Below are 5960 nucleotides of genomic sequence, written 5' to 3' on the forward strand. Positions count from 1 at the left end.
CCACCGCGTATTCATCGAGGCCAGCACCCACCCCGTCCTCACCGTCGGCATGCAGGAGACGTTCGAGGAAGCCGGGATCCAGGCCGCCACCGTCCCCACCCTGCGCCGCGACCACGGTGGCCACGCCCAACTGATGCGCGCGCTCGCCCAGGCCTTCACGGCGGGGGTCGAGGTGGACTGGTCCCGCCGGTTCCCCGCCGATCCGGCGCCCCGCGTCATCGACCTGCCCACGTACGCCTTCCAGCGCGAACGCTACTGGCTCGACCGACGTGGCGGGGCGAGTGGCGATCCCGCCGAACTGGGGCTGATGTCCGCCGGGCATCCGCTGCTCGGTGCCGCCGTGGAGATGGCCGAGGGCGGCACCCATCTGCTGACCGGGCGGCTGTCCCCGCAGACCCACCCGTGGCTGAACGACCACCGGGTGCTGGACACCGTGCTGCTGCCCGGGACCGCTTTCGCCGAACTCGCCCTGCACGCCGCCGCCCGGACCGGCTGTGACCAGGTGTCCGAGCTGACCCTGGCCGCGCCCCTGGTCGTGCCGGACGGCGAGGCGGTCGATGTCCAGATCGTGGTCGGCGCCCCCGGCCCCGGCGATGAGCGCGCCCTCACCATCCATGCCCGTCCCGCCGCCGAGAGCGGTGACGCCGCGTGGACACGGCACGCCACCGGTGCGCTCGCCCCCTCACCCGCGACGGCGCCCCTCGCGCTCGACGGTACGTGGCCGCCACCGGGGGCCACACCGCTGCCCGTACGGGACTTCTACGCGCGGCTCGACGACCACGGCTACGCCTACGGCCCGTCGTTCCAGGGGCTCACCGCCGCATGGCGGCTGGACGACGACCTGTACGCCGAAGTGGCGCTGCCCGAGGGCGAACGCGCCTCCGCCACCGGGTACGGCATCCACCCGGCGCTGCTCGACGCCGCCCTCCACACCCGCGCCCTCGGCGTCGCCCCCGATTCCGAGGAGGCGCAGCGGGTCCTGCTCCCCTTCGTCTGGAGCGGTCTGCGGCTGTACGCCACCGGTGCCGAGGCCCTGCGGGTACGCATCACCCCCACCGCGGCGGACCGGCTGGCTCTCCACGTCTGCGATCCGGTGGGCGCACCGGTGGTGACCGTGGACGATCTGATCCTGCGGCCCGTACCGGAAGACGCCCGGCTGGGCCGGGCCCGGTTCGCGGGCCGCAACGCGCTGTTCCAGCTCGGCTGGGTGCCTCTGCCCCTGCCCGAGAGCGGGGCCGAGGGTCGCCCGGCGCTCCGTACGGCCGTCCTCGGGGCCGACGCGGAACCGCTGGTCGCCGCCCTGCCCGACGCCTCGCGTCATCCCGGGCTCGACACCGTCCGGACGGCCGTGGCGGATGGCGCGCCGGCGCCCGACGTCATGTTCGCCACCGTCACCACTCCCCCGGACGCCGAGCCGGTCGAGCACACGCATCGCATCGGCACCGAAGTGCTCTCGCTGCTCCAGGACTTCCTCGCCGCCCCCGAGTTCAGTGGCTCCCGGCTGGCCGTCGTCACGCGGCGCGCGGTGGCCGCCCACGGCCATGACGACATCCACGACCTGCCCGCCTCCGCCGCCTGGGGTCTGGTGCGCAGCGCCCAGTCGGAGAACCCCGGCCGGGTGCTGCTGCTCGACCTGGATGAGCATGAGCTTTCACCGCGCGCGGTGGCGGACGCGGTCGGCTCGGGCGAGCCGCAGATCGCGCTGCGCGCCGGGCAGGCGTACGTGGCCCGGCTCGCCCATGACGACGCCGCCAGGCGGCTCACCCCGCCCGATGGCCCGGCGGCGTGGCGGCTGGGGCTCACCGGACACGGCAGCCTGGACCATCTCGCCCTGGTCGCCTGCCCGGAGAACACGCGCCCGCTGGGCCCCGGCGAGGTGCGGGTGGCGCTGTACGCGGGCGGGGTGAACTTCCATGACGTCGTGGTGGCGCTGGGCATGGTGGAGGACCCCCGGCCGCTCGGTGGCGACGGTGCGGGCGTGGTGGTCGAAGTGGGCCCGGACACCGACCGGTTCGCCGTGGGTGACCGGGTGATGGGCCTGTTCAACGGCACCGGACCGCTGGTCGTCACCGACAGTCGGCTCATCACCCGGATGCCGGACGGCTGGTCGTACGCGCAGGCGGCGACCATCCCCTCGGCCTTCCTCACCGCGTACTACGGGCTGGCCGATCTCGCGGGACTGCGCTCCGGGGAGAAGCTGTTGCTGCACGCGGCCACGGGCGGGGTCGGGCTGGCGGCCGTGCAGCTGGCCCGGCACTGGGGGGTTGAGGTGTACGCCACCGCGAGCCCCGGCAAGTGGCATGCGCTGCGGGCCCGTGGCTTCGACGACCGCCACATCGCCTCCTCCCGCACGCTCGACTTCGAGGACCGGGTGCGCGAGGCCGCGGGGTCCGTCGATGTGGTGCTCAATGCGTTGGCGGGTGACTTCGTGGACGCGTCGCTGCGGCTGCTGGCGCCCGGCGGTCGCTTCATCGACATGGCCAGGACTAACATCCGTGACCCCGCCCAGGTCGGCGCCGAGCACGCCGGGGTCGTCTACCGTGCGTTCGACCTCGTCGGCGGTGCCGGTCCGGACCGTATCCAGCAGATGCTGGCCGAGCTGTCGGTGCTGTTCGATGACGGGGCGCTGGATCCCCTGCCCACCACGGTGTGGGACATCCGACGGGCTCCCGAGGCGTTCCGCCACTTCAGCCAGGCACGCCACATCGGCAAGATCGTACTGACGATTCCCCAGGCCCTCGGCCCGGAGGGCACCGTCCTGATCACCGGTGGCACCGGCACCCTGGGGGCCGCCACCGCCCGCCATCTGGTGATCCGCCACGGCGTACGGAGGCTGTTGCTGGTCAGCCGCCGGGGGCCGGACTCGCCGGGGGCTCCCGAACTGGCGGCGGAGCTGGGCGAACTGGGCGCACAGGTCACGGTGGCCGCGTGTGACACCGCGGACCGGGCGTCCCTCGCCAAGCTGCTGGAGTCCGTTCCCGAGCGCCACCGGCTCACCGCGGTGGTCCATGCCGCAGGGTTGCTGCGCGATGCCACGGTCGAGGCGCTGACGCCCGCGCAGGTCGATGACGTCCTGCGGGCGAAGGCGGACGCGGCGTGGAATCTGCACGAGCTGACCCGCGACCTGGGGCTTTCGGCGTTCGTGCTGTTCTCCGCCGCCGCCGGGCTGCTCGGCGCCGCGGGGCAGGGCAACTACGCGGCAGCCAACGCCTTCCTGGACGCCCTGGCCCAGCACCGCCACGCCCAGGGCCTGCCCGCGACCTCCCTGGCCTGGGGCTATTGGGAGCAGGTCACCGGGATGACCGGGGACATGACCGACGCCGACCGGGACCGGCTGGCGCGGGCGGGCATCGTGGGGCTGGAGACCGAGCAGGGGCTCGCGCTGCTCGACATCGCCCTCGCCAGTGGCCTGCCCACGCTGGCGCCCATCCGCCTGGACCTGGCCGCCCTGCGGCGCCAGGCCCGGGACACCGCACCACCGGCCCTCTTCCGTACCCTCGTGCGCGGCGGCACGTCGCAGGCCGCCGCCAAAGCAGCCGGGGTGTCCGCCGCGGACCCGGCGCGGTCGCTCGCGGCGCTCTCCGAGGAGGACCGGCAGCAGGCGCTCCTCAGGCTGGTGCGCGGCCATACCGCGACCGTGCTGGGCCACGACGCGGCGGAGTCCATCCACCCCGCGCAGAACTTCCGGGAACTCGGCTTCGACTCCCTGACCGCGGTCGAGCTGCGGAACCGGCTCGGCGCCGCCACCGGGCTGCGGCTGCCCGCCACTTTGGTCTTCGACCACCCCACGCCCACAGCGGTCGTCCGGCTCCTGGACGAGTTGCTGGTCCCGGCCGGGGCCGCCCCGACCGGGTCCCTCCTCGCCGACCTGGACGCCATCGGCGCGGCCCTGGGCACCGTGGCCGACGACCCGGAGCAGCGGACGCGGATCGCCGGGCGGCTGCGGGAGCTGCTGCGCAGGGTGGACGGCGATCGTGAAGAGGTGTCCGCCGAGGACGACCTGGACTCGGCTACCGACGAGGAGCTGTTCCAGGTGCTCGACGGCGAACTGAACGCCCCCTTCGACGACAGTCTCCGCTGACCTTCCCCGCCTTCCGATGGATGCCTTTCCGATGAATCCAGACGGCCGTGACGATCGGGTTGATGTGACATGACGGACGACGAGAAGCTCCGCAGCTACCTGAAGCGGGCGACCGCCGATCTGCGCCTGGCCAAACGGCAGTTGCGCGAGGCCGACGAGCGGGCCCGGGAGCCCATCGCCATCATCGGGATGGCCTGCCACTTCCCCGGTGACGTGGCCTCTCCGGAGGATCTGTGGCGGGTGGTGAGCGACGGGGCGGACGTCATCTCGTCCTTTCCCGAGGACCGCGGCTGGGATCTGGACGGCCTCTACGACCCGGATCCCGAGCGTGCCGGGACGAGTAGCGCCCGGGAGGGTGGTTTCCTCCGCGATGTGGCCGATTTCGACGCCGACTTCTTCGGGATCAGCCCGCGCGAGGCCGCGGCGATGGATCCGCAGCAGCGGCTGCTGCTGGAGACGGCGTGGGAGGCGTTCGAGCGGGCCGGGCTCGGCCGGGACGCGCTGAACGGGAGCGACACCGGGGTGTTCGCGGGGGTGGACTCGTACCACTATCTGTCGCTCATCGGGCAGAAGACCAGCGACGCGGCGGGCTATGTCGCCACCGGCAACCTGGGCAGTGTGGTATCGGGCCGGGTGTCGTACTCCTTCGGTCTCGAGGGGCCCGCGGTCACGGTGGACACGGCGTGCTCGTCATCGCTGGTGGCGACGCACATGGCGGCGCAGGCGCTGCGGCAGGGCGAATGCACCCTCGCCCTGGCGGGCGGGGTGACGGTGATGGCGACACCGGGTGGCTTCACCGAGTTCTCCCGTCAGCGCGCTCTGTCGCCGGACGGGCGGTGCAAGGCGTTCGCGGCGGCCGCGGACGGCACCGGCTTCTCCGAGGGCGTCGGACTGGTGCTGCTCGAGCGGCTGTCGGACGCGCGGCGCAACGGGCACCGGGTGCTGGCCGTCATCCGGGGCTCGGCGGTCAACCAGGACGGCGCCAGCAACGGGCTGACCGCGCCGAACGGGCCCTCGCAGCAGCGGGTGATCCGGCTGGCGCTCGCCAACGCCCGGCTGGCGCCCCGCGAGGTGGACGCGGTGGAGGCGCACGGCACCGGTACGACGCTCGGCGACCCGATCGAGGCGCAGGCGCTGCTGGCCACGTACGGACAGGACCGGCCGGACGGGCGGCCGCTGTGGCTGGGCTCCATCAAGTCGAACCTCGGGCACACCCAGGCCGCCGCCGGGGTGGCCAGTGTGATCAAGATGGTGATGGCGATGCGGCATGGGGTGCTTCCGCAGTCCCTGCACATCGACGAGCCGTCGCCGCATGTGGACTGGACAGCCGGTGAGGTGCGGCTGCTGACGGAACAGGTCGTCTGGGCGGCGGACGACCGTCCGCGCCGCGCGGGCGTGTCCTCCTTCGGGATCAGCGGCACCAACGCCCATCTGATCCTGGAGGAGGCGCCGGAGGAAGCGGAGCAGGACGGCACGCGACCGGACACCGCTGACGTCGGCGTCGTGCCGTGGGTGGTGTCGGGACACAGCGCCGCGGCGTTACGGGGTCAGGCGCGGGCGTTGGCCGAGCGGGTGGCCGCCGACGCGGACGTTTCGCCCACCGAGGTGGGCTGGTCGCTGATCCGTACCCGGTCGGTGTTCGACCACCGCGCGGTGGTCGTGGGTGAGGGCCGCGACGAGCTGACGGCGGGGCTCATGGCGCTGGCCGCCGGGGACACCCATCCCGGAGTGGTCGAACCCGGCGGCCCGGCGGCCGCGGGTGGCCTCGGCGCTGGTGGCACGGGCCCGGTGCTGGTGTTCCCGGGGCAGGGTTCGCAATGGGCCGGAATGGGCGCCGCACTGCTGGACGACTCCCCCGTCTTCGCCACCCGCGTCGCCG

Annotated in this window: 2 protein-coding genes; both read left to right on the top strand. The window is 73.6% G+C overall.

All coding sequences use genetic code 11. The features are described 5' to 3' along the window. Positions 1–4081: SDR family NAD(P)-dependent oxidoreductase (locus tag LCH29_RS43395; protein ID WP_446467198.1), on the top strand; the 4081-nt coding region annotated here is incomplete at its 5' end. A gap of 69 nt (positions 4082–4150) precedes the next feature. Next, positions 4151–5960: type I polyketide synthase (locus LCH29_RS43400; RefSeq protein WP_446467199.1), on the top strand; the 1810-nt coding region annotated here is incomplete at its 3' end.

The organism is Streptomyces sp. BRA346 (assembly GCF_052851135.1).